We start from the raw sequence: 21,884 nt of genomic DNA on the forward strand, positions 1-21,884 counted from the left end.
TCGTCACCGATGAAACGTCACTTCAGCTTGGCGGCCTGGGCCTTCACCACCGGAGCGGAGACCGTGTAGGACTTCTTGGTCATCATCGCGCCGATGTTGATCGTGGTGTACGTCGCCAGGGTGTTGCCGTGCCGCACCACCTCGGCGTGCAGCGGCAGCGCGCCGTCCTTGCCCGCGTCGTTGGTCGCGGTGAAGGCCACCGACGCGTCACCGGTGCCGACGGACTTCTCCTCGGTGACCTTGGTGAACTTGCCCTTCTCACCGTCCTGCTCGCCGGAGAAGCCGGCGGAGCAGGCCTTGACCGCGTCGGTGACCGACGTCAGCGCCCGCTCGGCGCCGTCCCCGTCGTACGAGGCCAGGGTGACCACGGTGACGTCCAGGTCCATGGACTTGTTGATCGCGTCCTCGAACTTGCCGTCGGTCATGTCGTCCAGGGACGTCGCGTCGTCCGTGGGGGCCTTCTTGTCCTGCGTGGCCATGCGGCTGGTGTGCGCCGCCGGGGCGCCGGGCGCGATGCCGGTGAACGCCTGGAGCACCGGGTCGCACTTGGCGTCCTCGGACTTGACCTTGCTCCGGTCGGGGAGGCCGCCCTCGACGGGACCCACCTTGAAGCCGGGCACCTCGCCCTTGGCGATGATCAGCTTCTCCAACTCGGCGGCGCTCAGCGCCTTCGCGGCCGGCTTCGCCGCGTCCTTGCCCGAGCCGGACCCGGAGTCGTTCGCCTCCTGGTCGCCACAGCCCGTGACGAGGGCGAGCGACAGCGCACTCACAGCAGCGGTGGCGCACAGTCGCACACCCGATGATCTCTTCATGGGCGAACTATGTGCGGGCCGTCAAAGTTTCGTCAAGGAGAATTCAAAAGCCCAGGCGTTCGCGGCGGACCGAGTAAACGACGAACCCGGCGCCCACGGCGAGGAAGAGGCTGCCGCCAACCACGTACGGGGTGGTGTCGGGGCTTCCCGTGTCGGCCAGTTCGGCACCCCGCGCGGCCCCGCCCGCCTCCTCGGCGGTTGCCGCCGTCACCGCTCTGGCCTGTGTGACTCGTGTGACCTGTTCGACCTGTGTGACCGATGTGACCTGCACCGGGGTGGACGTGGTGGCCGTCTCTCCCACCGGGGCGTCCTGCGAGGCTTTCGCGGACGGGACGAACCACAGCGCGCAGAGCAGGGTGCCCGCGGCGGTGGCGGTCAGCAGCGGACGGCGAGCGGATGACACGGAATATCGATCCCCTTGTGACGCTGGCGAATTGGCCGTGTGGGGCGATGTTAGTGAAAGGCGCGGGTCACAGGAAAGTCACGGGAGGTTTCGGCCGTACGCTCGCGGCATGAGCACAGAAGAGACATCACGATTTGTGCGGCTTCGGGTGGAGGTCGTGCTGGAAGTGCAGGACGGGGACGAGGTGACCAAGGCCGCGCTGCGCCGGCTCGCCGGTGATCCCGACCTGCCGGAGGAGGAGCGGGCCCACGCCGAGAGCGCTGTGACGGAAGACACCGCGGAGGCCCTGGCCTATCTGGTGGACCCGTTCGACCTGGTCAGCGAGGTGCCCGGAGTGGAGCTCCAGCAGGCGTCCTGGTCCAGCGAGCGGATCGACTACGACCCTGATTCGCCCGACTGGGATCTGGACGAGGATGATGGGGAGGACGACGAGGAAGAGGGCGGCATCGGCTGAGCGTCCCGGGGCACCATGAACCCCGGACGGCAACCGCCGTCCGGGGTTTCGTCGTCCCAGGGGGCGCACGGACCGAATTCCGCACCATCGGCACCGTCGGTGGGCCGCACTCCGCCGACGTGGGATGCCCCACAGCGCCACGGGGTGGGGAACGGGACGAACCGGCCGTAGCGTTGATGGTTCTCGGCGGGGGACTCTCGGGGTTTTCGCGACTCGGCAACGATGGAGAAACTTGTGATGACGGACAGTAAGCGGCGCAGCCGTCTGATGACTGCGTCCGCCCTGCTCGGCGGTGTGCTGGTGCTCACGGGGTGTTCCAGCGGCGAGAAGGCGGCCGCGAGCGGCGGCAGCGGCGACTCCTCCCAGGCGCAGGCCGACGCGGCGGCGGCGAAGAAGTCGTCCGAGGCGCAGATCGCCATCACGCCCAAGGACGGCTCCGACAACGCGTCGATCAACAACTCCGCCGCCGTCACGGTGAGCAAGGGCTCGCTCACCGGCGTCACCATGACCACCCAGGACGGCAAGCCCGTCACCGGCCAGCTCTCCGCCGACAAGAAGAGCTGGAAGCCCACCGCCCAGCTGGAGCGGTCGACCACCTACAAGGTCGCCGCGGAGGCCCGGGACTCCGACGGGCGCATAGCCCACGAGAACGCCTCCTTCACCACGGTCTCCCCGGCCAACAGCTTCATCGGCAGCTTCACCCCGGACAACGGCGCCACGGTCGGCGTCGGCATGCCGGTGTCGATCAACTTCGACAAGGCGATCACCGACAAGGCGGCCGTGCAGAAGGGGATCACGGTCAGCACCAGCAGCGGCCAGGAGGTCGCCTGCCACTGGTTCAACGCCAACCGGATGGACTGCCGTCCGGAGGAGTACTGGAAGGCCGGCTCCACCGTCACCCTGAAGCTGGCGCTCGACGGCGTCCAGGGCGCGAGCGGCGTCTACGGCGTCCAGCAGAAGACGGTCACCTTCCACGTCGGCCGCAACCAGGTCTCGTACGTCGACGCGAAGACCAAGCAGATGAAGATCACGCAGGACGGCAAGGTCGTCAAGACCATCCCGATCTCCGCCGGTTCGCCCGACAACAAGACGTACGAGGGCCAGATGGTGATCTCCGAGAAGTTCAAGGAGACCCGGATGAACGGCGCGACGGTCGGCTTCACCGACGACGACGGCAAGGGCGAGTACGACATCAAGGACGTGCCGCACGCCATGCGCCTGACCACCTCCGGCACCTTCATCCACGGCAACTACTGGGGCGCTCCGTCGGTGTTCGGCAACGTGAACACCAGCCACGGCTGCGTCGGCCTCCAGGACAAGAAGGGCGCCAACGACTCCAGCACGCCGGCGGCCTGGCTCTACAACCACTCGCTGATCGGTGACGTCGTGGTCGTCCAGAACACCGGCGACAAGACGGTCTCGCCGGACAACGGCCTCAACGGCTGGAACATGGACTGGGCGCAGTGGAAGGCCGGCTCGGCCGTCTGACGCCTCCCCTCCCGTCCGCCGGTGCCGCCCCCAGGGGCGGCACCGGTGTTTTCCGGGCCCGGCCGGGACCTTCTCATGCTCCTCTTATGCCGGCCTTATGGTGTCATCAGGGTCCGTCCCTAGCTTGCGGCCATGTTCTTCACCTACCTGAGGCGCGAGCTGCGCCGCCGCAGAAAGGCGGCCCTCGTCGTCGCCTCCGGACTCGCGCTGGGCATCGCGCTGGTCATCGTGGTCACCTCCGTGTCGAACGGCATGGCCAAGGCCCAGGACAAGGTCCTCCAGTCGCTGTACGGCCTGGGCACGGACATGACGGTCACCAAGGCGGCGTCGGCCCCCACCGGTGACGGCCGGCGGCCCCGCTTCCGGTTCGACGCGCGGGGCGACGACGACTCCGCCCAGAGCAGCGACCGCGTCATGGTGCAGGGTTTCCAGACCCTGTCGGCCGCCACGGTGACCAAGGTCGGCGCGCAGTCCGGCGTCTCGGACGCGGTCGGCGGGCTGAGCCTCCAGGTGCTCAAGGTCAGCGGCCAGTTCACCCGGGGGCAGTTCCAGCAGAACAGCGGCGGCGGTTTCCAGCGGGGCGGCGCCGGGAGCGCGCCGCAGGGTGAAGTGCGCGGCGGCGGCGCGGACTTCGACGTCAACAACTACTCCGTCTACGGCACCGACGTCACCAAGCCCGCACTCGGCCCGCTGACCTCCTCGAAGATCACCAGCGGGCGGGCGTTCCGGACGACGGAGACGAACGCCGCGGTGGTCGTCGCCGACTCCGCGTACGCCAAGCAGAAGAAGTACAAGGCCGGCTCCACCGTCACGATCAAGGGCGTCACGTTCACGGTGATCGGCATCGCCACCGCCGACAGCGGTGACGCCGCGGCCGACCTGTACATCCCGCTGAAGCGGGCGCAGACCCTCGGCGACGTGAAGGACAAGGTCACCACGGTCTACGTCAAGGCGACCGACTCGCAGCGGATCGACAGCGTCAAGACGGCGATTCGGAAGAACGTCCCCGGTACGACGGTCACCACCTCCGCCGATCTCGCGGACACCGTCTCCGGCTCCCTGTCCACGGCCTCCTCCCTCACCGGCACCGTCGGCAGGTGGCTGTCCGTGGCGGTGCTGGTCGCCGCGTTCCTGGTGGCCGGCCTGCTCACCTCCTCCGCCGTCTCCCGGCGCGTCCGCGAGTTCGGCACCCTGAAGGCCCTCGGCTGGAAGTCCGGCCGGGTGACCCGGCAGGTGATCGGCGAGGCCATGGTCAACGGCCTGGTCGGCGGCGTCCTCGGCATCGCCCTCGGTCTGGCCGGCGCGTACGCCGTCACCGCCGCCGGCCCCGGCCTCCAGGCCCAGCTCGGCGGCGGCACCGGCGGCGGTTCCGGCGGCCCCGGCGGCGGTGGCTTCGGCGGACCGGGCCGGCAGGCGGCGAAGACCCTGGAGGTGGCCCTCACGGCCCCGGTGAGCGTCACGACGATCGCCCTGGCGGTGGGCCTGGCGGTGGCGGGCGGCCTGATCGCGGGAGCGTTCGGCGGCTGGCGGGCGTCCCGGCTGCGCCCGGCGGACGCGCTGCGGCGGGTGGAGTGACCCGGCCGGACCGGCCCGGCCTCCCCACCACCCCCGAACCCGCCCAGGAGCCATCCACATGTACGAACTGAAGAACGTCACCAAGCGCTACACCCGGGGCAAGGACACCGTGCACGCCCTGGACGGAGTCGACCTCACCATCCCCGACGGCGACCGGCTCGTCATCCAGGGCCCCACCGGCGGCGGGAAGTCCACCCTCCTCCAGATGCTCGGCGGTCTCGACCGTCCCAGCTCCGGCGAGGTGATGCTGGACGGCACCGACCTGGCCGGGCTGAGCGAGGCCCGGCTGACCAGGCTGCGCAGCGAGAGCATCGGCTTCGTCTTCCAGTCCTTCAACCTCATCCCGACGCTCACCGCCCAGGAGAACGTCGAGACCGCCCTCGTCCCGCTCGGCGTCAAGGCCGGGGAACGCCGGGAACGCGCCGCCGACGCGCTGGACTCCGTCGGTCTCGGGGAACGCCTCGGTCATCTCCCCGGTGAGATGTCCGGAGGACAGCAGCAGCGCGTCGCGATCGCCCGCGCCCTGGTGAAGAAGCCCAAGGTGCTGCTGGCCGACGAACCGACCGGCAACCTCGACGAGGGCATGCGGGACGAGATCATGGACGTGCTGGAACGCCTGTGGAAGGAGCGCGGGCTGACGTTCATCATGGTCACCCACGACTCCACGCTGGCGAGGAAGGCCCCGCGGCTGGCGACGTTGCGCAAGGGCAGGATCACGGTGAAGGAGAACGCCGCCACCTGACGGTCCCATAACACCCTTTTCGGCAAAGTGACTTCGCGGTCGTGTAACGGTGTCCAGGACGCCGCGTAACAGTTCCGGCCGCGCTTTCTCACCGTCCTCTCATCTCTTGAGCCGCGTGATCGCCCCCCGGCATACTTCGTGATCCGGGGGGTTGACGTGCGCGCGTGCGGGTCCGAACCCGGCCGGGTGAACGGGGAATTCACCCGGTACTCCATCTCCAGGGGAAGAACTTGCCCAGACAAGTGAGAAAAGCGGCCGCGGCCACCATCGCCACGGCCGCGGCAGTCGCCCTCGCGGCGGGTATGACCAGCCCGGCGTCGGCGAAGCCCGCGGGTCCCTCGACGGCGGCCACGGCCGCCTCGAAGGTCACCGGCAGGCACCATGTCACTCTGATCACCGGGGACCGCGTCGCCCTCGACGCCAAGGGCCGCATCGTCGGTCTGGAGCGGGCCAAGGGCCGTGAGCACATACCCTTCCAGGTCCGCAAGGCGGCCGGGCACACGCTGGTCGTCCCCGCGGACGCGGCCCGGCTGGTCGCCTCCGGCACGCTGGACCAGCGGCTGTTCGACATCACCGAGCTGAACAAGGCCGCCACCCGCAAGGCCCAGAAGAACGGCCTGAAGGTCATCGTCGGCTACCGCGGTGCCGCCACGGCCGCCAAGACCGACGTCCGCGACGCGGGCATCCTGCGCCGCAGCCTGACGGCGCTCAACGCGGACGCCGTGCAGACCCCGGTCAAGAACACCGCCGGTCTGTGGGACGCGGTCACCAACGGCGACCGCACCGCCTCCGGCATCGCGCACGTCTGGCTCGACGGCGTCCGCAAGGCCAGCCTTGACAAGTCCGTGCCGCAGATCGGCGCCCCCACCGCGTGGCAGGCCGGCTACACCGGCAAGGGCGTCAAGGTCGCCGTCCTGGACACCGGTGTGGACACCACCCACCCGGACCTCAAGAACCAGGTGGTCGAGTCCAGGAACTTCACCACCGCCGCCGACGCCGGCGACCACTTCGGCCACGGCACGCACGTCGCCTCCATCGTGGCGGGCACCGGCGCCAAGTCGGGCGGCAAGTACAAGGGTGTGGCCCCGGACGCCAAGCTGCTCAACGGCAAGGTGCTGGACGACTCCGGCTTCGGTGACGACTCCGGCATCCTCGCCGGCATGGAGTGGGCGGCCGCCCAGGGCGCCTCCGTCATCAACCTGAGCCTCGGCGGCTACGACACACCCGGGATCGACCCGCTCGAGGCCGAGGTCAACAAGCTCTCCGCCGAGAAGGGCGTCCTGTTCGCGATCGCCGCGGGCAACGAGGGCCCCCAGTCGGTCGGTTCGCCCGGCAGCGCGGACGCCGCGCTCACCGTCGGCGCCGTCGACAAGAAGGACGTACTGGCGGACTTCTCCTCCACCGGCCCCCGCAACGGCGACGGCGCCGTCAAGCCGGACGTCACCGCGCCGGGCGTGGACATCACCGCCGCCGCGGCCAAGGGCAGCGTCATCGACCAGGAGGTCGGCGAGAAGCCCGAGGGCTACCTGACCATCTCCGGCACCTCGATGGCCACCCCGCACGTCGCGGGCGCCGCGGCCATCCTGAAGCAGGAGCACCCCGACTGGGGCTACGCCGAGCTGAAGGGCGCCCTGACCGGCTCCGCCAAGGGCGGCAAGTACACCCCCTTCGAGCAGGGCACCGGCCGCATCCAGGTCGACAAGGCCATCAAGCAGTCGATCGTCGCCGACCCGGTGTCGGTGAGCTTCGGCGTGCAGCAGTGGCCGCACACCGACGACACGCCGGTCACCAAGAAGGTGACCTACCGCAACCTCGGTGACCAGGACGTCACGCTCGCCCTGTCCAGCACCGCCACCGACCCCAAGGGCGCGACGGCCCCGGCGGGCTTCTTCAAGCTGGGCGCCACCACGCTGACCGTCCCGGCGCACGGCACGGCGGCGGTCGACCTCACCGCCGACACGAAGCTGGGCGGCAAGGTCGACGGCGCCTACTCCGCGTACGTCACGGCGACGGGCGCCGGCCAGACGGTCCGCACGGCCGCCGCGGTGCAGCGGGAGGTGGAGTCCTACGACCTCACCCTCAAGCACATCGGCCGGAACGGCAAGCCCACCGGCGACTACTACCCCGACCTGATCGGCTACGCGGGGCTCGGCAAGGACAGTGCCGTCTCGGTGAGTCCGTCCGCCTCCGGCACGACGACCGTGAGGGTGCCGAAGGGCACTTATCTGTTGAACGACTGGATCACCAAGGATCCGTTGAACTTCGAGGGCGGCATCGACTGGCTGCTCCAGCCGAAGCTGACCCTCACCAAGAACACGACGGTGACGGTCGACGCCCGTAAGGCCAAGGCCGCCGACATCACCGTCCCGGACCGCGGCGCCAAGCCGCTCTCCGCGGTGATCGACTACGCGTACGACCCCGCGGGCATCGGCTACGGCATCGGCTTGGGGTCCTTCGCCGACATCCGTGTGGGCGCGCTCGGCTCCGAGGTTTCCGGGCTGACCCAGTCCTGGAGCGGCCAGTGGGTCAAGGGCGCCGCCACCGAGTACGACGTGGCGACCACCGCCGTCGTCAAGCGGTTCCAGGGCGGCAAGGTCCGCCACTTCAAGGCCGGTGAGCTGGCCACGGTCAAGAACACGGTGGGCGCCTCCGCCCCCGGCAAGACCGGCGGTATCACCACGTACGGGGAGTTCCCCAACGACGCGGTCCTGAACACGCCGGTCGAGCAGAAACTGCCGGGCACCCACACGCAATACCTGTCGACGTCCGACGGTGTCTACTGGTCGTTCGGTGTCGACCAGTACGGGGGACACGACAAGAGCGGTACGCCGATCAATGAGGCGTACTACACCCTGGGCGTCGGACAGAAGCTCAAGGCCGGGAAGACGTACCGGAACACGGTCAACACGGCCGTGTTCGGTCCCCACCTGAACGCGGATTACGGCCTCTTCCGGGACGGAGACTCGATCTACGGCCTGGTGCCCCTGTTCGCGGACGGGAAGAAGCACGCCGGCTCGTCGCTGTTCACCTCCGTGAACACCACTCTGTACCGCAACGGCACCAAGGTCGGATCCAACGACGACCCGCTGTTCGGGGAGAAGTACTTCCAGGTGCCGGCCGGCGACGCCGCCTACAAGCTGACCACCTCGGTCAAGCGGTCCTCCAAGTTGTCGACGGCCTCGACGCGCATCGACGCGACCTGGACCTTCCGCTCCAAGAAGCCGGCGAACGGTTACGCCCGACTGCCCGCCTCCGCCGCGCACTTCGGGGCCACCACCGGCCTGGACGGCCGGGTCGCGGCCGGCAGGAAGGTCACCTTCCCGGTCACCGTGGAGGGCGCCGCCGCGGGCGGCAACCTGAAGTCCCTCGCGGTCTACGTCTCCTACGACGGCAAGAAGTTCACCAAGGTCGACGTCCGCGGTGGCAAGATCACGGTGAAGAACCCGGCGAAGAACAAGGCCGTCTCGTTCCGCGCCAGGATCACCGACAAGAAGGGCAACACGTCGGAGATCACGATCTACAACGCCTACTCCGGCAAGTGACCCTCACCAGCCGGACAGCCCGATGAAGAACGGCCCGCGGGAAGCGACACCTCCCGCGGGCCGTTCGCCGATCCGACCCGGGTGCACCCGTGACCACCGCCATCACCGCCATGATCACCGCCGTCGTCGGCGTGCTCGGCACCCTGCTCGCTCCCGTGCTGAGCCAGCGGCACGCGGCCCGGCAGCGGGCCGAGGAAGCCGCCCGGGAGGAGCGCAGACGGGTCTTCGAGGAGCGGCGGAACGCCTACACCGCGATGAACCGCGCCTCGCGGCAGTTCCACACCCTGCTGAAGGACGCCCTGCACCGCATCCGCGACGGCGTCTACACCGACCACGACCGCGAGCGGCTGGAGGAGGCCCGCCGGGACTACCGCGACCGGTACGCCGAGGCGCAGATGGTGGTACCCGAGCGCGTCCTGGACGCCTCCCGGGCGGTGAACGAGGTCCTCGCCCGCGTCGACGCCGTCGCCAAACGGCTCGACCGGGGCCTGGCCCGCGAGGGGGAGGACGCGCCGTCGGCGCTGCTGGCCCTGAAGGACGCCGAGCCCCGGCTCACGACGATGCGCCGGCTGATGCGCGCCGACCTCGGCATCGAGGACTAGCCGACCTCGGTGTCGGGGACTAGACGTCCTCGAAGCGGCCCTGAGGCGACGGCACCGCGCGGGTCGCGTCCGTGCCCCAGGCGGCCAGCAGGCGCAGGGACTCGGCGGAGGGGGAGCCGGGCTCGGCGTGGTAGGTGATCAGGGACTGGTCCGAGTCGTCCGTCAGGCGGAAGCTCTCGAAGTTCAGCGCGAGGTCGCCCACCAGCGGGTGGTGCAGCCGCTTGACGCCGTGGTTCTTCTCCTTGACGTCGTGCGTGGCCCACAGCCGCCGGAACTCCTCGCTCTTCACGGACAACTCGCCCACCAGCGTCGACAGACGCGGATCGTCCGGGTAGCAGCCCGCGTCCATGCGCAGCGCGCACACGATGTCGATCGCCTTCTGCTCCCAGTCGACGAACAGCTCGCGGTAGTCCGGGCGCAGGAAGACCAGCCGGGCCCAGTTCCGCTCGCCGGACGGCAGCTCCGCCCAGTCGCCGAAGAGGGCCGCCGCCATCCGGTTCCAGGCGAGGATCTCCGAGCGCCGGCCCGCGATGTACGCCGGGACGCCGTCCAGGCTGTCGAGCAGCTGGCGCAGCGCCGGCCGCACCTGCTGCTGGCGTCCCGCCGGCTTCTTCTTGTGCGCCTTCGGCTTCGCCAGGTGGGTCAGGTGCGCGTGCTCGGCGTCCGACAGCCGCAGGGCCCGGGCGATGGAGTCCAGCACCTCCGCCGAGACGTTCCGGCCGTTGCCCTGCTCGAGCCGTGTGTAGTACGCCACCGACACCCCGGCCAGCTGCGCCAGCTCCTCCCGGCGCAGCCCGGGCACCCGCCGGTGCCGTCCGAACCCGGCCAGGCCCACGTCCTCCGGCTTCAGCCGGGCCCGCCGGCTGCGCAGGAACTCGCTCAGCTCCGCGCGCCGGTCCAAGGTCCGGCCGGTGGCGGACGCTCCGCCCGGCTGCTCGTCCCTGCTGTCCATACGCCCAGTATTCCTGGTCGTACGTCCAGGAGCCTGACCTCGCTGGTGGTAGGCACGGCAGTCGTACGCAGAGCCGGGGACTGGGTGGTGCCACGGATCGGGGGCACCCTGGAGCAGTACCCGGTGGAAGGCAACCGGGCACACGACCCTCGCTAGGAGATCCCCGGCATGACCACTGTTGCTGCTTACGCCGCGCCCGCACCGAAGGCCCCGCTGGAGCGGACCACCATCGAGCGGCGCGCGGTCGGCGAGTTCGACGTCCTGATCGACATCAAGTTCGCCGGTATCTGCCACTCCGACATCCACCAGGCCCAGGACGGCTGGCGCCCCGGCATCTTCCCGATGGTCCCCGGCCACGAGATAGCGGGTGTCGTCGCCGAGGTCGGCTCTGGTGTGACCAAGTACGCCGTCGGCGACCGGGTGGGCGTCGGCTGCATGGTCGACTCCTGCCGGGAGTGCGACAACTGCAAGGCCGGTCTGGAGCAGTACTGCACCGGCGGCGGCCCGACCTGGACCTACAACGACACCGGCAAGGACGGCGAGCCCACCTACGGCGGCTACTCCGAGAAGATCGTCGTCGACGAGAACTACGTCGTGCGCATCCCCGAGGGCCTGTCGCTGGACGTGGCCGCGCCGCTGCTCTGCGCGGGCGTCACCACGTACTCGCCCCTCAGGCACTGGAACGCCGGTCCCGGCAAGAAGGTCGCCGTCGTCGGACTGGGCGGCCTCGGCCACATGGGCGTCAAGATCGCGCACGCGCTCGGTGCCGAGGTGACCGTCCTGTCGCAGTCCCTGCGCAAGAAGGACGACGGCCTCAAGCTGGGTGCCGACCACTACCACGCCACCAGTGACCCGGAGACCTTCGAGAAGCTGGCGGGCACCTTCGACATCATCCTGAACACCGTCTCGGCGCCGCTGGACTTCTCCGCGTACGCCTCCCTGCTGCGCACGGACGGCACCATGGTGAACGTCGGCCTGCCCGAGGAGCCGGTGCAGATCGTGCTCCAGTCGCTCTTCGGCCACCGCCGCAGCATCAGCAGCTCCGGCATCGGCGGCATCGCCGAGACCCAGGAGATGCTGGACTTCTGCGCCGAGCACGGCCTGGGCGCGGAGATCGAGCTGATCGACGCCGACCGGATCAACGAGGCGTACGAGCGGGTGCAGGCCAGCGACGTCCGCTACCGCTTCGTGATCGACACCGCCACCATCTGACCGACGGCCCGCCGGCCGGTGCCCCGGGCGCCGGCCGGCGCCGCGGGACCGGGCCCGCGCTACCGCGCACCGAACGCCTCCCCGGCGCCGTACGCCCGCACGGTCACACTCCCCCCGGAGGCCGGCCGCACCACGTGGACCCGCCCGGCCCCGGCCACCCGGGCCGTGTCGCCGTCCACCGTGAGCAGGGTGTTCTCGTCCACCGCGACCCCGTACGGCACCTCCCGCCGGCCGACCGCCGCGACCAGCCGCGCCAGCGTCCCCCACTGCGCCGCGTGCACGTCCACCGCGAACGGCACCAGCCCGAGCCCGGCCCGCACCTCGACCTCCGCCAGGTCCTCGCCGGTCTCCTCCGGACACACCGGCACCCCGTCCACCAGCCACCCGCCGACCACGGCCCGCCGCGCCGCCACCGCGGCACCGGCGGAGAAGCCCGCGTACGGCACACCGCGCGCGGCCAGCAGCTCCGGCAGCCGCTCCCGGCAGTCCGCGAGCGCCTCCTGGTACGCGGGCGTGAGCCCACCGCACACCAGCAGTCCGTCGATCCCCGCCAGCGCGGTCTCCGGCTCGAACCGGCCGCCGAGCGGCAGAAGCAGGGGGACCGGCGCGCACTTCGGCCCGGCCCCCCGCAACGCACCGGCGTACCGCTCGAACTGCGCGGCCCCGTCCCCCTCGTCGACGATCAGGCACCCGATCCGCCGCTCGCCGCGCGCCTCGCGCAGAAACGGCGCGTACACCTCGGCGCGGTCCCACCCGCCACCGATCAGGAACGTACGACTGCCCATGCCCACCCCTTCGCGCTTTCCCGGCAAAGGGGTGAATCTACGGCGCGGCGGCCGACGCCGTCGCCTGATTTACGCGGACCACGGCCGGGCACACGCGAGGGCGGTGTGCCCGGCCGGCGACCGGTGGCGTCAGCCCGCGGCCCGGGCCAGTCCGACCGGGCAGGACACGCCCGTGCCGCCCAGCCCGCAGTAGCCCGCCGGGTTCTTGTCCAGGTACTGCTGGTGGTAGTCCTCGGCCGGGTGGAAGGTGCGGCCCTCGGCCGGGAGGATCTCCGTGGTGATCGTGCCGTAGCCGGAGGCGGTCAGTACCTTCTGGTAGGCCGCGCGGGAGGCGTCCGCCGCCGCGGCCTGCTCCGGGGTGTGGGTGTAGATCGCCGAACGGTACTGGGTGCCCACGTCGTTGCCCTGGCGGAAGCCCTGGGTGGGGTTGTGCGACTCCCAGAAGGTCTTCAGCAACTGGTCGTAGGAGATCAGCGACGGGTCGTAGACCACCCGGACCACCTCCGTGTGGCCGGTCAGCCCGGAGCAGACCTCCTCGTAGGTCGGGTTCTCGGTGTAGCCGCCCTGATAGCCCACCAGGGTCGTGTACACGCCCGCCGGGAGCCGCCAGAACGTGCGCTCCGCGCCCCAGAAGCAGCCCAGGGCGAAGTCGGCCGTCTCCAGGCCCTCGGGGTAGGGGCCGAGGAGCGGCGTGCCGAGGACGGTGTGGCGGTCGGGAACGGTGTAGGCGGGCACGGGGCGGCCCTTGAGCGCCTGCTCGGGGGTGGGCAGCTGGGGCGTGCGGCCGAAGAGCATGGGTTCTCCCTGTCGGTCGGAGAAGGGGTGCCGGCGCCTCGGCGGAGCCGGCATCCCCTCAACACCCCTGACAGCCCGGCGCATTCCGCTCAGGCCGGCGCCGCGGCGGCCTCCCGCACCGTCTCCGCCACCGTGTTGCGGACCTGGCAGTAGTACCCGGCCATGTCGTCGCGGTAGCGCCACGGCAGCGCGTTCACATAGCCGTCGACCAGCTTGAACTGCTCCAGCGCCGCCTCGTTGCGGTCCTGGAGGTGCAGGTAGAACGCCAGCAGGTGGCGCAGCTCCGCAAGCCGCGGGTGGGACGGGTCGGCCGCCGCCGCGTCCGTGAGCGCCGCCTCGACCCGGGCCAGCATCAGCGGGGTGTTGTCGGCGGCCGTGTCGTCCGACTCGTCGTGCTCGAAGTGCGCGATCAGCGGCAGCGCCGTCAGCAGGCTGCCCGGCGGCGCGTCGGCCGCCGCCCGCTCGGCGAAGTCGACGGCGAGCCGCTCCGAGCCGCGCCACTTCGCGCACCAGTACTGGAGCGCCGAGTAGTGCGCCTCGTAGTGGTGCGGGGCGCGGCTGGTGATCTCCGCCCAGACCTTGTCCATCCGGGCGTTCGGGTAGCCGAGGCCGAGCGCCACCCAGATCTCCGCGACGAACGGCGTGGGGTCGTCGGGGTTGAGCGCCGCCGCCCTCGCGATCTCCTCGCGGGCGGCGGTCAGCGCGCGGTGGAAACCGTCGAACTGCTCCTGGGTCGTGTACTGCGCCTTCTTGCCGCCCCGCAGCTCCCAGGCGAGGAACACCGTGCTGCGCGCCCGGACCACGGCCGCGTCCGGATCGTCGGGCCGCACCGCCTCCCACGCCAGCAGCCACGCGTCCTCCTCGGCCGCGATCTGGGCGAGCAGGCCGACGAAGGCCGACCGGCGCTCCCAGTCCCGGCCGATCGCCGCGAGCCGCTCGGCGGCCGGGACCCAGTCACCGCCGCGCACCGCGGCGAGCGCGGTGGCCCACTCGGCGGGCAGCGGCGCGGCGAGGTCGGTGTTCTGCCGCTCGGCGGGCAGCAGGCCGAGCCGCTCCGCCGCCTCGGCGGCCCTGGCGGCGTCGTCCGTGCCGTCGTCGGGGGTCGGCGAGAAGAGTTCCCTCAGGAACACCCAGGCCAGCCACAACACGAAGATCGCGGTGGGCACGGCCAGGATGCCGAGGATCCAGAAGAGGACGGTCATCGGGGGCGGTCCGTTCGTTTTCCCGGGGGCGGGCCGGTCAGGCGTTCTGGGGCACCGGCGGCAGCAGCGCGCGGAGCCGTCCGGTCTCGGGGTGGTCGGCGACCGCCGCGTCCAGGGCCGCCTCCAGCGTGGCCTCGGGACTGTCGTCCGCCGTCTCGGAGCCCCAGCCGGGCAGCCGCACCGACGCCGGGCGGGACCAGGAGAACTCCCAGTGCAGCAGCGAGCGGGAGCTGAACTCGGCCAGCACCATCGTGCGCAGCGAGCGGCGCAGCACGGGCCGTACGAACTCGCGGAACGCCCGGCCCTTCGCGGTGGACGCCTCCTCGGAGAGGGGCAGTCGCTCCGCCAGCCGCCACAGCCGGCCGTCGTCGATGACGTCCAGCAGCGCGGGCAGCGTCGCGGGCTGCCCGGTGTATGCGGTCAGCGCCTGGTGCAGCGGGGTCCGCGCGGACGCCAGTCCGGCGGCCATCGCGGCATCCAGCAACTGCTGCCAGTCCGCGGCGCGCTCGTAGGCGAGGAGGCGGTTGACGAGGACGGCGTCCTCCAGGGCGGCCAGGCTGCGCGCCGGGTCTGTGAGCAGGGACAGTGCCGCGCCCGTGCCCTCGTCGGCGCGTCCGTCGGCGGGCAGCGCCTCGATGCGGCGGACGCGCTCGGCGATCGGCGGGTGGGAGTCGTACGCCCCGGTCTGTTCCTCGGGCAGTTCCGCGCGCAGCTGGGCCAGTTCGGGCTCGCGGGCGGTGAGCATGCGGTCGAAGCCGCCGAAGAACTCGCCGCGCGGCGGCATCAGCCGGGCCGGCAGGCCGAGGGTGGCGTAGGACTCCGTGTAGAAGTCGTGGGAGGCGGAGAGCGCCGGGATCGCGCGCAGCGCCGACGCGGTGGCGTCGCGTCCGGCGATCCGGGCCGCGGCCAGGTCGGCGGCGAACTCCTGACCGCGCGCGGTGGAGAGGGACGCGCGCAGGTAGAGCTTGCCGTAGGCGGTGTAGATCGCGGCCATCGTCCGGTACGTCAGCCCGACACCGGCGGTGTCGATCTCCTTGGCCTTCCTGCCCTTGGCGACCCGCTTGGCGGACGCCCGCTCCTGCCGGGCCCGGTCGGCGGCCACCTTGTCGTCCGCCCTGTCGTGGAACTGGCCGATGACCCGGCCGATCTGTACGCGTCCGCGCACGACGAGGGCGGACAGCCGGGTGTCGCCGCCGGTGAAGTGCCCGAACTCGTGGGCGAGCACGGACCGCAGCTGGGCCTCGGTCAGACCGGTCAGCAGCGGGACGCCGAGGGTCAGCCGGCGCGGACCGGGCACCAGGCCGAGCAGCCGCGGAGTCTCGCTGACGGACGCGTTGACCTCACCGGTGAGCAGGATGCGGTCGGGGGCGCGGGTGCCGGCCGCGGCGGCCAGCTCGCGGACCAGCGCCCACAGCCGGGGCTCGTCGGCGTCGGTGACCGGGAGCCCGGGCGGGTCGACGCCCTTGGGGGTGCGCAGCATGAGCATGCCGCGTACGACGGGGACGGCCAGCAGTACCGTGACGAAGCCGACCTTCAGCGTGAGCGGGCCGTGTCCCCAGCTGAACACGAGGACATCGAGGCCGACCAGCGCGGCGAGCGGGACGAGGCTCAGCAGGTAGAAGCCGAGCAGCAGGACGAGAGCGCGCACCGCGCGCAGAGTTGCGCCCATCGGGCAGATCCCCCCACAGGACCTCGGAAAGGACATGACAAGGCACGCGACCGGCGGCCGGCCGGTACGGAGGGTGCCGGGCCGGTGCCGCGGGTGGTGCGGTGTTGCTGATGTTGCGGTGAGTGGTGCTGGTGGTGCCGGTGGTGCGTGTGGGGGGAAGCGGGAGTATGCCCTACCGCAGGTCAGAAGGGCAATGTCAACAGGGGGTAAAGGCCGGTGTGCGGGGATTGACGGCCGCGCGGGCCGGAGCGGAGTGGGGTCGGGTGAGGTGGGTGGGTGATGTTCGGGGGCGGGAGCGCGGTGGGTCCGTCAGCCGGGCAGGCCCGCCGGGCTGCCGCCGTTGGCCTCGTACCCGGCCACCGCCAGGGCGCGGTGCAGGGCGAATTCGGCGGCCGGGTCCTGGGAGAGGGTCCACGGCAGCGCGCCGACGTGCCCGTCGACGTGCACCAGCTGGTCCATGGCCTCCGCCCAGCGCTCGGCCCGGACCAGGAAGAAGACCAGCAGGTGCCGGACGTGCGGGAGCGTCGGGTCGTCGGGGTCGGCCTCGTGCACCGCGTGCAGCGCGCCGTGGATCGCCTTGGTGACGACCTCGCTCCGGTAGAAGCTCGCGACCAGGTTCACCTCCGGGAGGTGCTCGAACACCGCGAACAGCGGCAGCGCGGCGAGCAGCGAGCCACGCGGCGCGCGGGCGGCGGCGGCCTCGGCGAAGGCGTACGCCTGCTCACGTGAGCCGTGCCACTTCTCGCACCAGTGGTGCAGCGCGGCCAGGTGCGCGCCCATGTGGTGCGGGGCCCGGTCGAGGATCTTGCGCCACAGCTGCTCGAACTCGGCCGGCGGGTAGGCCAGACCGCGCGCGATCGACAGCTCCACGACATACGGCACCGGGTCGCCGGGGGCGAGCAGGGCGGCCTCCGCGCAGATGTTCCGGGCCTCCTCCATGATGATCCGGAACTCGTTCGTGCCCGGCGTCGCCGTCCGCCAGGCCTGCTGCACCAGGAACTCGGCGTGGACGGCGGCGCCGCCCGCGTCCTTGGGCTGCTCGGCCCGCCACACCCGCAGCCACTGGCCGCCCGGCGTCTCGTGCACCCCGCCCGGCCGCTGCTGGAGCTCCAGCGCGGCGGCCCCGGCGAGGGACTGCACCCGCTGCCAGCGCAGCTCGCCCTCGGCCTCGGTGCCGGCCAGCAGCTGGGCCGCGGCCCGGTAGTCCCGGGTGCGCTGCACCAGCTCCAGGACCTTCAGCAGGTCCTCGTCCGGGCCGGGCAGGCGCACGTCCAGCTCCTCCTGGCGCAGGAAGCCGTAGTCCGCCGGGTCTGCGGCGTCCGGGTGTCCCGGGTGAACCCGCTCGATCGTCCCGCGCCTGCGCCGCAGGACCGGGAGCAGGACGACGCCCAGCATGAGCAGCGCCATCAGCAGCCAGAGAATCGCCATGCCCCAAGCGAACCAGACCCCGCGGACAATTGGCGAACCCCGGCGCTCGCCTGTGGAAAACTCCCGGTCGGAGCATGACAGTGACATTGCGGAACCCGACGATCACCTCCTGTCGGACGTCGGGAACCCGCCGGGCGCATTAGGCTCGATGCACATGAGCGACAGGCATATCAGCGACCACTTCGAAACCCTCGCGATCCACGCGGGCAACACCGCGGATCCCCTCACCGGCGCGGTCGTCCCGCCGATCTACCAGGTCTCGACCTACAAGCAGGACGGGGTGGGCGGCCTGCGCGGCGGCTACGAGTACAGCCGCAGCGCCAACCCCACCCGCACCGCCCTGGAGGAGAACCTCGCCGCCCTGGACGGCGGACGCCGTGGTCTCGCCTTCGCCTCCGGCCTGGCGGCCGAGGACACGCTGCTGCGCACGCTGCTCAGCCCCGGCGACCACATGGTGATCCCGAACGACGCCTACGGCGGCACCTTCCGGCTCTTCGCCAAGGTCGCCGGCCGCTGGGGCGTTCAGTGGTCGGTCGCCGACACCAGCGACCCGGCCGCCGTCCGGGCCGCGATCACCCCGCAGACCAAGGCCGTCTGGGTGGAGACCCCCTCCAACCCGCTCCTCAACATCACCGACATCGCCGCCGTCGCCCAGGTCGCCCATGACGCGGGCGCGCGGCTCGTCGTCGACAACACCTTCGCCACGCCCTACCTCCAGCAGCCGCTGTCGCTCGGGGCGGACGTCGTCGTGTACTCGCTCACCAAGTACATGGGCGGCCACTCGGACGTGGTCGGCGGTGCGCTGGTCGTCTCCGACCAGGAGCTGGGCGAGGAGCTGGCCTACCACCAGAACGCGATGGGCGCCGTCTCGGGCCCCTTCGACTCCTGGCTGGTGCTGCGCGGCACCAAGACCCTCGCGGTCCGCATGGACCGGCACAGCGAGAACGCCACGAAGATGGCCGACATGCTGACCCGGCACCCGCGCGTGACTAGCGTGAGCTACCCCGGACTGCCCGACCACCCCGGCCACGAGGTCGCCGTCAAGCAGATGCGCGCGTTCGGCGGCATGGTGTCGTTCCGGGTCGCGGGCGGCGAGGAGGCCGCGCTGGAGGTGTGCAACCGGGCCAAGGTGTTCACCCTGGGCGAGTCCCTCGGCGGCGTCGAGTCCCTCATCGAGCACCCCGGCCGGATGACGCACGCCTCCGTCGCCGGCTCCCAGCTGGAGGTCCCGGCCGACCTGGTGCGCCTGTCCGTCGGCATCGAGAACGTCGACGACCTGCTGGAGGACATCAAGCAGGCCCTCGGCTAGTCCCTGGGGGCAGGCGCCGCCGGCCGCTGTCACCAGCCGGTGACCGGTGGGGTCGTCCGCGTGGACGGCTCCACCCAGGGGTGCGCGCCGGCCGCCCACACGGCGAACGCGACGGCCGCCGCGCACGCCGGCAGCCACAGCACCCGGCGGACCAGTCGCCGGCGGCGCAGCAGCCGGTCCCCGCGCCGTACCGCGTCCGCGTGCAGCTCCGGCGGCACCGGCGCCACGGCCCGCCGCATGGCATCGCGTACGGCGGCCTCCCGCTCCTCCCGCTTCACCACGCCCTCCCGCGCGCGCGGGTCATGAGGGGGCCGTCCTCGGGGCCGCCGGCCGGGCGGCCGTCCGGTGCGCGGGGTGCAGCACGGTGGCCGTCGCGCGGTCGCAGAGGGTGTGGACGTACTCCGCGGGCAGGCCGAGCAGGGCCGCCGCCTGCTCCTCGGCCAGGCCCTCGTACAGCCGCAGGACCAGGACCAGGCGTTCCCGCGCGGTCAGTACGGCGAGCGGGCCGCAGGGACCGGGCCGGGCCCGGCCGAGGACGCCGTACCGGTACCAGGCGGCCCGCGCGAAGCGCGTGGCGAGGTACTGGCGGGCACGGTCGTACGGGTCCTCGCCGCGCAGCCGGTCCCACCGGGCATAGGTGTGCGCGAGCGCGAGCGTCAGCAGGCGCCGCGCGCGCGGGTTGACGTCCGGCGGCTCCGCCGTGAGCAGCGTGGCCGCGGTCAGCAGGCGCCCCGCCGCACCCGCGACGAACGCCTCGAACTCCCGTGCCCGACGGGCATCGTGGCCCGATCGTCGTTCACGCACCACGCCTCCCCGCGACGGGGTCCTGTGCGGACCCGGTCTCATACAGGGCCGTCGGCGGCCCGGGGTCAAGACGTGGGAACCCCCCGGTGCGCGCGGGCCCTCAGGAGGCCGGGGCCGGCGGCTGCTCCGCCGCCGGGACGCCCTGCACCGCCATTCGCGCGGAGAGGGCGTGATTGAAGCGGGTCAGGAGCGTGCAGAAGTGCTCGCGCTCCTCCGGCGCCCAGTCGTGTGTCAGCTCGGCCATGAGCTGACGCCTGGACGAGCGCACCTCCTCCAGCCGGGCGGCCCCGCGCGGCGACAGCTGGAGCACCACCGCGCGCCCGTCCTCCGGGTGCGAGGTGCGCTTGACCAGCCCGGTGTCGACCAGGGGCGCCACCTGCCGGGTGACCGTGGAGGAGTCGATGCCCATGCTCGCGGCGAGCGCCTTGACGCCCATCGGGCCCTCGTTGTCGAGGCGGTTGAGCAGCAGGTAGGCGGCGCGGTCCATGGAGTTGCGCACCTGGCCCACGCCGCCGAGCCGTGTCTGTTCGGCACGGCGGGCGAACACCGCCACCTCGTGCTGAAGGGTGTCGAGAAGACCGGTGTCACCGACGGTCGTCATGTCCATCGACATTCCAGGTGTTGTGGGCATGGCCGGGGGCTCGCTTCATGAAGGGCTGCTGGGTTGGGGGACAGGTTACGCGGCCCGGCGCCGGGCCGTGGGGGCGCTGCGCAAACCCGGTCTCGCAGCTTGGTCAGGCCCGTCGCGCGCGGAGGCGAACTGCGATGCTGGAGGCATGAACCACCGCACGGCCATACCCTCGCGTTCCGTCACCCTCGACGATGTGCGCGGCGCCCAGCGGATGCTCTCGGGCGTGGCACGGGTGACCGCGCTGGAGGGCAGCCGGCACCTGTCCCGGCTGGTCGGTGCGCCGGTGCACCTGAAGTGCGAGAACCTCCAGCGGACCGGCTCGTTCAAACTGCGCGGCGCCTACGTGCGGATCGCCGGGCTGCTGCCGGAGGAGCGGGCCGCCGGGGTGGTGGCCGCGAGCGCCGGCAACCACGCGCAGGGCGTGGCGCTGGCCTCCTCGCTGCTGGGTGTGCACGCCACGGTGTTCATGCCCGAGGGCGCCCCGCTGCCGAAGGTGAGCGCGACCCGGGAGTACGGCGCCGAAGTGCGCCTGTACGGCCAGGTGGTCGACGAGACGCTGACCGCCGCCGCGGAGTACGCGGCCGAGACCGGCGCGGTCTTCATCCACCCCTTCGACCACCCGGACGTGATCGCCGGACAGGGCACGGTCGGCCTGGAGATCCTTCAGCAGTGCCCGGAGGTCCGCACGATCGTCGTCGGCATGGGCGGCGGCGGGCTGGCGGCCGGGATCGCGGTGGCGGTGAAGGCGGTCCGGCCGGACGTCCGGGTCGTCGGCGTGCAGGCGGAGGGTGCCGCCTGCTACCCGCCCTCGCTGGCCGCCGGGCACCCGGTGTCGCTGCCGAACCCGACGACGATGGCCGACGGCATCAAGGTGGGGCGGCCGGGCGCGGTGCCGTTCGGGATCGTCGGCGAGCTGGTCGACGAGGTGCGCACGGTCAGCGAGGACCAGCTGTCCGCGGCGCTGCTGCTCTGTCTGGAGCGGGCCAAGCTGGTCGTGGAGCCGGCCGGGGCGAGCCCGGTGGCCGCGCTGCTGGCCGCGCCGGACGCCTTCGAGGGCCCGGTCGTCGCGGTGCTCTCCGGCGGCAACGTCGATCCGGTGCTGATGCAGCGCGTGCTGCGGCACGGCATGGCCGCGCAGGGCCGCTACCTGGCCGTACGGCTGCGGCTGACGGACCGGCCGGGTGCGCTCGCCACGCTCCTCGGGGTGCTGTCGGCGGCCGACGCCAACGTCCTCGACGTGAGCCACGTCCGTACCGACCCGCGCCTCGGGCTCACGGAGGCGGAGGTGGAGCTGCACCTGGAGACGAAGGGTCCGGCGCACTGCGTGGAGCTCGGCCGGGCCCTGGAGAACGCCGGCTACCCGGTCATCGGCTGACCCTTCCCGGCCGGTCCCCCGGCCATCCCTTCGGGTGAAGTCGCTCCGCGGGTACGACGAAGCCCCCGGCGGGCCCTCGCGGGCCGCCGGGGGCGGGAAGCGAA

Annotated in this window: 20 protein-coding genes; 9 read left to right on the forward strand and 11 right to left on the reverse strand. The window is 71.9% G+C overall.

Annotated elements, in window-relative coordinates:
- Positions 1-17: 17 nt before the first annotated feature.
- Together IF37_RS0123770 and IF37_RS0123775 are read right to left on the reverse strand one after the other, a co-directional pair.
- A complete protein-coding gene (locus tag IF37_RS0123770) occupies positions 18-812 on the reverse strand; it encodes a hypothetical protein (RefSeq protein WP_253915831.1) in 795 nt (264 codons plus the stop codon).
- 43 nt (positions 813-855) lie between these two features.
- Positions 856-1,215, reverse strand: a complete 360-nt coding sequence (locus IF37_RS0123775; protein ID WP_030745956.1) for an LAETG motif-containing sortase-dependent surface protein — start codon at positions 1,213-1,215, stop codon at positions 856-858.
- A 109-nt stretch (positions 1,216-1,324) separates the two neighbouring features.
- Between IF37_RS0123775 and IF37_RS0123780 the strand changes: the two genes are divergently transcribed.
- From IF37_RS0123780 to IF37_RS0123805, 6 genes are all read left to right on the forward strand, one after another.
- On the forward strand, positions 1,325-1,669 hold the full coding sequence (locus IF37_RS0123780; protein WP_173456972.1) for a hypothetical protein: 345 nt from the start codon (positions 1,325-1,327) through the stop codon (positions 1,667-1,669).
- A gap of 237 nt (positions 1,670-1,906) precedes the next feature.
- The gene (locus tag IF37_RS0123785) at positions 1,907-3,157 is read left to right on the forward strand and encodes an Ig-like domain-containing protein (protein WP_030745967.1); all 1,251 of its coding nucleotides are present in this window, start codon (positions 1,907-1,909) and stop codon (positions 3,155-3,157) included.
- A gap of 132 nt (positions 3,158-3,289) precedes the next feature.
- Complete coding sequence (locus tag IF37_RS0123790; protein WP_030745971.1) at positions 3,290-4,732, forward strand: ABC transporter permease; 1,443 nt, start codon at positions 3,290-3,292, stop codon at positions 4,730-4,732.
- A gap of 58 nt (positions 4,733-4,790) precedes the next feature.
- Positions 4,791-5,474 carry an ABC transporter ATP-binding protein gene (locus tag IF37_RS0123795; RefSeq protein ID WP_030745974.1) on the forward strand — a complete coding sequence of 228 codons (684 nt, stop codon included), beginning with the start codon at positions 4,791-4,793 and terminating at the stop codon, positions 5,472-5,474.
- 302 nt (positions 5,475-5,776) lie between these two features.
- The gene (locus tag IF37_RS0123800; RefSeq protein ID WP_052845329.1) at positions 5,777-9,016 is read left to right on the forward strand and encodes a S8 family serine peptidase; all 3,240 of its coding nucleotides are present in this window, start codon (positions 5,777-5,779) and stop codon (positions 9,014-9,016) included.
- An 89-nt stretch (positions 9,017-9,105) separates the two neighbouring features.
- Positions 9,106-9,618, forward strand: coding sequence for a hypothetical protein (locus IF37_RS0123805; RefSeq protein WP_030745979.1), 513 nt, complete (start codon positions 9,106-9,108; stop codon positions 9,616-9,618).
- A gap of 19 nt (positions 9,619-9,637) precedes the next feature.
- On the opposite strand, the gene IF37_RS0123810 is transcribed toward IF37_RS0123805, so the two are convergent.
- Positions 9,638-10,570 (reverse strand): helix-turn-helix domain-containing protein, encoded by a 933-nt coding sequence (locus IF37_RS0123810; protein ID WP_030745982.1) that lies wholly within the window; start codon positions 10,568-10,570, stop codon positions 9,638-9,640.
- Between the two features lie 168 nt (positions 10,571-10,738).
- Here IF37_RS0123810 and IF37_RS0123815 point away from each other — a divergent pair, with 168 nt between their 5' ends.
- On the forward strand, positions 10,739-11,782 hold the full coding sequence (locus tag IF37_RS0123815) for an NAD(P)-dependent alcohol dehydrogenase (RefSeq protein WP_030745985.1): 1,044 nt from the start codon (positions 10,739-10,741) through the stop codon (positions 11,780-11,782).
- A gap of 59 nt (positions 11,783-11,841) precedes the next feature.
- Here IF37_RS0123815 and IF37_RS0123820 read toward each other — a convergent pair whose 3' ends face one another.
- The 5 genes from IF37_RS0123820 to IF37_RS0123840 form a co-directional block, all read right to left on the reverse strand.
- Positions 11,842-12,567, reverse strand: a complete 726-nt coding sequence (locus tag IF37_RS0123820; RefSeq protein ID WP_030745987.1) for a Type 1 glutamine amidotransferase-like domain-containing protein — start codon at positions 12,565-12,567, stop codon at positions 11,842-11,844.
- A 129-nt stretch (positions 12,568-12,696) separates the two neighbouring features.
- Positions 12,697-13,362 (reverse strand): peptide-methionine (S)-S-oxide reductase MsrA, encoded by a 666-nt coding sequence (gene msrA, locus IF37_RS0123825; protein ID WP_030745990.1) that lies wholly within the window; start codon positions 13,360-13,362, stop codon positions 12,697-12,699.
- An 89-nt stretch (positions 13,363-13,451) separates the two neighbouring features.
- Positions 13,452-14,564 (reverse strand): hypothetical protein, encoded by a 1,113-nt coding sequence (locus tag IF37_RS0123830; protein WP_030745992.1) that lies wholly within the window; start codon positions 14,562-14,564, stop codon positions 13,452-13,454.
- Between the two features lie 37 nt (positions 14,565-14,601).
- Positions 14,602-16,233 carry a M48 family metallopeptidase gene (locus IF37_RS0123835; RefSeq protein ID WP_030745995.1) on the reverse strand — a complete coding sequence of 544 codons (1,632 nt, stop codon included), beginning with the start codon at positions 16,231-16,233 and terminating at the stop codon, positions 14,602-14,604.
- A gap of 309 nt (positions 16,234-16,542) precedes the next feature.
- Complete coding sequence (locus tag IF37_RS0123840; RefSeq protein ID WP_030745998.1) at positions 16,543-17,661, reverse strand: hypothetical protein; 1,119 nt, start codon at positions 17,659-17,661, stop codon at positions 16,543-16,545.
- Positions 17,662-17,815: 154 nt separating this feature from the next.
- Between IF37_RS0123840 and IF37_RS0123845 the strand changes: the two genes are divergently transcribed.
- Positions 17,816-18,970 carry a cystathionine gamma-synthase gene (locus tag IF37_RS0123845; protein ID WP_030746001.1) on the forward strand — a complete coding sequence of 385 codons (1,155 nt, stop codon included), beginning with the start codon at positions 17,816-17,818 and terminating at the stop codon, positions 18,968-18,970.
- 29 nt (positions 18,971-18,999) lie between these two features.
- Here IF37_RS0123845 and IF37_RS43775 read toward each other — a convergent pair whose 3' ends face one another.
- The 3 genes from IF37_RS43775 to IF37_RS0123860 all read right to left on the reverse strand — a co-directional run bounded on the left by IF37_RS43775 (position 19,000) and on the right by IF37_RS0123860 (position 20,387).
- Entirely contained in the window at positions 19,000-19,248 is a 249-nt protein-coding gene (locus IF37_RS43775) for a hypothetical protein (RefSeq protein ID WP_030746004.1), read from the reverse strand.
- A gap of 22 nt (positions 19,249-19,270) precedes the next feature.
- A complete protein-coding gene (locus tag IF37_RS0123855; RefSeq protein ID WP_030746007.1) occupies positions 19,271-19,774 on the reverse strand; it encodes a sigma factor-like helix-turn-helix DNA-binding protein in 504 nt (167 codons plus the stop codon).
- Positions 19,775-19,874: 100 nt separating this feature from the next.
- Positions 19,875-20,387: a MarR family winged helix-turn-helix transcriptional regulator gene (locus IF37_RS0123860; RefSeq protein ID WP_030746010.1), complete on the reverse strand. Its 513-nt coding sequence runs from the start codon at positions 20,385-20,387 to the stop codon at positions 19,875-19,877.
- A 163-nt stretch (positions 20,388-20,550) separates the two neighbouring features.
- On the opposite strand from IF37_RS0123860, the gene ilvA reads away from it, so the two are divergent.
- Positions 20,551-21,780, forward strand: a complete 1,230-nt coding sequence (gene ilvA, locus IF37_RS0123865; RefSeq protein WP_030746013.1) for a threonine ammonia-lyase — start codon at positions 20,551-20,553, stop codon at positions 21,778-21,780.
- The last annotated feature ends 104 nt before the right edge of the window (positions 21,781-21,884 follow it).

Source organism: Streptomyces sp. NRRL S-31 (genome assembly GCF_000718775.1).
In the GTDB taxonomy this organism is placed as follows: Bacteria; Actinomycetota; Actinomycetes; order Streptomycetales; family Streptomycetaceae; genus Streptomyces.

What these genes read in the sequence shown, in the direction of transcription:
- IF37_RS0123770 (WP_253915831.1), bottom strand. Translation starts at nt 812, where the DNA reads ATGAAGAGATCATCGGGTGTGCGACTGTGCGCCACCGCTGCTGTGAGT.
- IF37_RS0123780 (WP_173456972.1), top strand. Translation starts at nt 1,325, where the DNA reads ATGAGCACAGAAGAGACATCACGATTTGTGCGGCTTCGGGTGGAGGTC.
- IF37_RS0123785 (WP_030745967.1), top strand. Translation starts at nt 1,907, where the DNA reads ATGACGGACAGTAAGCGGCGCAGCCGTCTGATGACTGCGTCCGCCCTG.
- IF37_RS0123790 (WP_030745971.1), top strand. Translation starts at nt 3,290, where the DNA reads ATGTTCTTCACCTACCTGAGGCGCGAGCTGCGCCGCCGCAGAAAGGCG.
- IF37_RS0123795 (WP_030745974.1), top strand. Translation starts at nt 4,791, where the DNA reads ATGTACGAACTGAAGAACGTCACCAAGCGCTACACCCGGGGCAAGGAC.
- IF37_RS0123800 (WP_052845329.1), top strand. Translation starts at nt 5,777, where the DNA reads ATGACCAGCCCGGCGTCGGCGAAGCCCGCGGGTCCCTCGACGGCGGCC.
- IF37_RS0123810 (WP_030745982.1), bottom strand. Translation starts at nt 10,570, where the DNA reads ATGGACAGCAGGGACGAGCAGCCGGGCGGAGCGTCCGCCACCGGCCGG.
- IF37_RS0123815 (WP_030745985.1), top strand. Translation starts at nt 10,739, where the DNA reads ATGACCACTGTTGCTGCTTACGCCGCGCCCGCACCGAAGGCCCCGCTG.
- IF37_RS0123820 (WP_030745987.1), bottom strand. Translation starts at nt 12,567, where the DNA reads ATGGGCAGTCGTACGTTCCTGATCGGTGGCGGGTGGGACCGCGCCGAG.
- msrA (WP_030745990.1), bottom strand. Translation starts at nt 13,362, where the DNA reads ATGCTCTTCGGCCGCACGCCCCAGCTGCCCACCCCCGAGCAGGCGCTC.
- IF37_RS0123830 (WP_030745992.1), bottom strand. Translation starts at nt 14,564, where the DNA reads ATGACCGTCCTCTTCTGGATCCTCGGCATCCTGGCCGTGCCCACCGCG.
- IF37_RS0123835 (WP_030745995.1), bottom strand. Translation starts at nt 16,233, where the DNA reads ATGGGCGCAACTCTGCGCGCGGTGCGCGCTCTCGTCCTGCTGCTCGGC.
- IF37_RS0123840 (WP_030745998.1), bottom strand. Translation starts at nt 17,661, where the DNA reads ATGGCGATTCTCTGGCTGCTGATGGCGCTGCTCATGCTGGGCGTCGTC.
- IF37_RS0123845 (WP_030746001.1), top strand. Translation starts at nt 17,816, where the DNA reads ATGAGCGACAGGCATATCAGCGACCACTTCGAAACCCTCGCGATCCAC.
- IF37_RS0123860 (WP_030746010.1), bottom strand. Translation starts at nt 20,387, where the DNA reads ATGTCGATGGACATGACGACCGTCGGTGACACCGGTCTTCTCGACACC.
- ilvA (WP_030746013.1), top strand. Translation starts at nt 20,551, where the DNA reads ATGAACCACCGCACGGCCATACCCTCGCGTTCCGTCACCCTCGACGAT.